At 43.4% G+C, this 3,257-nt stretch carries 4 protein-coding genes and 1 tRNA gene; 1 reads left to right on the top strand and 4 read right to left on the bottom strand.

Features of this window, described 5'->3' with window-relative positions; translation table 11 throughout:
* Positions 1–1,096: glycosyltransferase (locus tag PHX29_07325; GenBank protein MDD5605692.1), on the top strand; the 1,096-nt coding region annotated here is incomplete at its 5' end.
* 185 nt (positions 1,097–1,281) lie between these two features.
* Here the strand turns inward: PHX29_07325 and PHX29_07320 are convergent.
* From PHX29_07320 to PHX29_07305, 4 genes are all read right to left on the bottom strand, one after another.
* Positions 1,282–1,357, bottom strand: a tRNA-Lys gene (locus tag PHX29_07320).
* 50 nt (positions 1,358–1,407) lie between these two features.
* On the bottom strand, positions 1,408–1,554 hold the full coding sequence (locus tag PHX29_07315) for a hypothetical protein (GenBank protein MDD5605691.1): 147 nt from the start codon (positions 1,552–1,554) through the stop codon (positions 1,408–1,410).
* A 63-nt stretch (positions 1,555–1,617) separates the two neighbouring features.
* Complete coding sequence (locus tag PHX29_07310; protein MDD5605690.1) at positions 1,618–2,853, bottom strand: SufD family Fe-S cluster assembly protein; 1,236 nt, start codon at positions 2,851–2,853, stop codon at positions 1,618–1,620.
* The coding region (locus tag PHX29_07305) for an ABC transporter ATP-binding protein (protein MDD5605689.1) at positions 2,838–3,257 on the bottom strand (420 nt) is incomplete at its 5' end. The genes PHX29_07310 and PHX29_07305, both read right to left, overlap by 16 nt.

The raw sequence follows: 3,257 nt of genomic DNA, 5'->3' as shown, positions 1-3,257 counted from the left end.
CATCCAGATGGGCAACGTTGGAGATAGCATCATTGACCATTTGATCAGTCCTATCGCGCGCGTTGAAGACGTTGATGAAATTATGCTAGTTGTTAGAAAACCGGGACCTCAAATTGAAAATATTAAATATTACTGCCCGCCAAAATGTTTAAGAACAATTCCGGGGATTGCAATTATTTTTGAATTTTTTATACTTATTACACTTTCTTTATGTAAGAATCCTGGTTATATTGGTGGTTATCTATTTTTTCCTCATGGATTATTGGCTTATATTGTTGCTAAAATCACCAGAAAACCAATAGTCATTGTACTTATAGCAGGGCCTGTGGAACTATATTCGATAGCTAGTCCTGTAATCTATAATCCAAGTAAGGACTTGAAATTATACGGCAAGTGCATGCTGGCTATTTTAAAAAGTTCTAATGCGATTGTCACCACAGGGTCTGTCACCAAGGACTTCCTCGTAAAACATGGTGTGTCTTCTTACAAGGTATTTCCTGTTATCAGTTGTCCTAACGCAGACAGGTTTTATCCTACTAACGAAACGAAAGTATTTGATGTTATTTTTGTTGGCAGGCTCGCTCAGGTAAAAAATGTTGAAACTGTACTTCTCTCGATAAAAGAAGCAAATAAAATAATACCGAATATAAAAGCAATTATTATTGGAGATGGTCCTCTTCGCAACCAACTTAAAGAGATGTTACCCGAACTCGGTATAGAAAGTAATATACAATTCTTAGGTTATAAGAAAGACGTTCATGTTTATTTAAACAAATCACGAGTCTTAATTCTCACCTCAAAACGCGAAGGTTTCCCAAATGTATATCTAGAAGCATTATTTTGTGGTTTACCAGCAGTTGTGTCTAACTGTGGAGATATAACCGATATTGCAAAGGATGGCTATAATTCCTATGTTGTAGAAGACCCTGCAGACTATAAAGCGTTTTCCGGTGCCATATCAGAGCTGCTAACAAATGAAGATCTATATCAACGAATAGCTAGAAATGTTAAAGATACCGTTGATAGGTTGAGCTCTTATGATAATAGCATCGCTTGGAAGAATGTTATTAACACTGCGATGAAAAAACAGAGTTAATCATCAAAAAAGAGATATCCATTTGGTGATCCTGTATACAAACTGATAAAAATTGATGGCCCTGTTGTTGAGTTTGACCGCAATGCGGGAATTACTAGAAATACTCCGACTATCGATGATGTAGGTGAAGGCACTAAGTGTTTCTAGCTAGTTTAGGAAAAGAAAAAGGTAAGCGCGTTCCAACCTGGTGAGCCGCACAGGTCTCGAACCTGTAACCTACTGATTAAGAGTCAGTTGCTCTGCCAATTGAGCTAGCGGCCCAAGAAGCTTTATTGTAGCTAATGGCTTAATTGTGTGTCAAAAGCTGGTGATTAACCCAGTGCCTGCCCCAGGAACAACGGCCAGACTACAATACCCAGAATAATCTTCCACCATACCAGGTGGGCATACGAAATTGTAAATAACCAGCCAGCAAACCAGAAAATACCAGCCATGGAACCAGTGCTACCCTTGCTCATGTTGCGCCTCCATTGATTGCTGTAACTATTATAATCCGCTTAAAAGGTGTTTGTTAAGAAGGGCTAAAAAAGCTCCCCTTCGCTTTCTTTAATAGCCTTTTTAAGCTCGGCATCCAGTTCCGGGGGTAGGCCGGAGATATCTACGTTAAGGAACCCTCTTACAATGGCGGCAGTGGCTTCATCATGCGTAAGCCCTCTGGCCATCAGATATTCAACTTCTTCTTCGGCAATTTTACCTACAGCAGCTTCGTGGGAAAGGTCTACACCGGCAAGGGTTCCCATCAGTTCTGGTATGGCATGAATTGCTCCACCGTTATTGCCCAGAATAAGGCCGCCACATTCAAGGTGGCCTTTAACATCCGGGCTGGCGCCTTCGATATAACCCCTGGCTATTATCGTGCCGCCGGTTGTAATAGCCCGTGAAATAACTTCGGTTTTTGCACCTTCTGCTTCGAGGTAGACTTTGGAGCCGGTATCGATATGAGAACCAGGTGTAGCAACCAGAATCGAGTTGAAACGGGCGGTGGCGTTTTTACCAATGCACCTGGCAACCGGGTAAGACTGAACGGAATGAACAGGATTCATAATTACATAGTTGCTCATGAACATGCCGTCTTCCTCTATGATGGTGCTGGTCCGGGGGCGTACCTCAACCTCCGGGCTCCAGGAATGAATCATGGAGAAGGTTACCTTGGCTCCTTTCTTAACATAAAACTCGGATACCCCGAGGTGGAGGCCGGGTTCACGCCCCTTGGCTACCGCACAGCCGGTTATAATATGCAGTTCGGAGCCTTCTTCAGCAATGATAATGTTGTGAACATCCTGGATAAGACGAGTTTTGGCAAGATACAGACAGGCTTGTACCGGGTAGACTGATTTCTTGCCGGGCAGGGCGCGGATGAAGTAGCCATCTGCATTGTTGAGCCCAACGTGGGCGGTAAATTTATCAGCGTCTACCTGAACCGCCTTCCACAGGTATTCACTTAACCAGTCGTATTTTTTCAGTGCCTCGGAAGTAGCCATTACTTCAATACCATCCTGGGCTGAAGAGTGGTGGATGGGGGTGTTGTCTTTTTGAATAAAAGTGCCAGACCTCTGGCTGAGGTCATCTAGCATTATTCCGGCTGAAAGCATGCGCTGTTTATCTTCCTTGCTTATATCAGCCGGGTTGACCTGAAGCATTTTTTGTTCTGCTTCTGTGGAGTATTTGGAAAGATCAATATCTTGGCCAATGGCAGCCTTTTTATCTTGTGCTTTTTTCGCCCTTTCGATAATCTGGCGTTTTATTTCATCGGGCATATTGCACACTCCTGGTAGCCTTTTCTTTTAATATTGTCCAAAATATCCAGTGGGGAAGCGCCGCAGCTGATTATCTTCCCATTAAAAAGTACATATCCAGTTGCAGCGTTAACATATTCAAGAATGTGGCCGGTATGGGTAATTACCAGCCCGCCGCGGGTGCGTTGGTGTACCGGGCAGCCTTTTTGTAACAGCTCGTTGATGAGGTCCCCGATCAAGGCAATGTTTTCCAGGTCTACTCCGCTTTCTGGCTCGTCCAGCATAACCAATTCGGGTGTTTGTGCCAGCAGTTGAAGAAGTTCGCTTCGTTTAATTTCACCACCAGAGAAGCCGGCATTGATATCACGTTGTAAAAAATTAACCATGTTGGTTTTTTCTGCCAGCGCTTCTACATTTGCTTCTCT

The organism is Dehalococcoidales bacterium (assembly GCA_028717385.1).
GTDB lineage: Bacteria > Chloroflexota > Dehalococcoidia > Dehalococcoidales > CSSed11-197 > CSSed11-197.
Note: the sequence above shows the minus strand (reverse complement) of the source record. Positions and strands in the feature narration are given on the sequence as shown.

Excerpts from the sequence above, each read along its gene's own strand:
- PHX29_07315 (MDD5605691.1), bottom strand. The coding sequence starts at position 1,554 with ATGAGCAAGGGTAGCACTGGTTCCATGGCTGGTATTTTCTGGTTTGCT.
- PHX29_07310 (MDD5605690.1), bottom strand. The coding sequence starts at position 2,853 with ATGCCCGATGAAATAAAACGCCAGATTATCGAAAGGGCGAAAAAAGCA.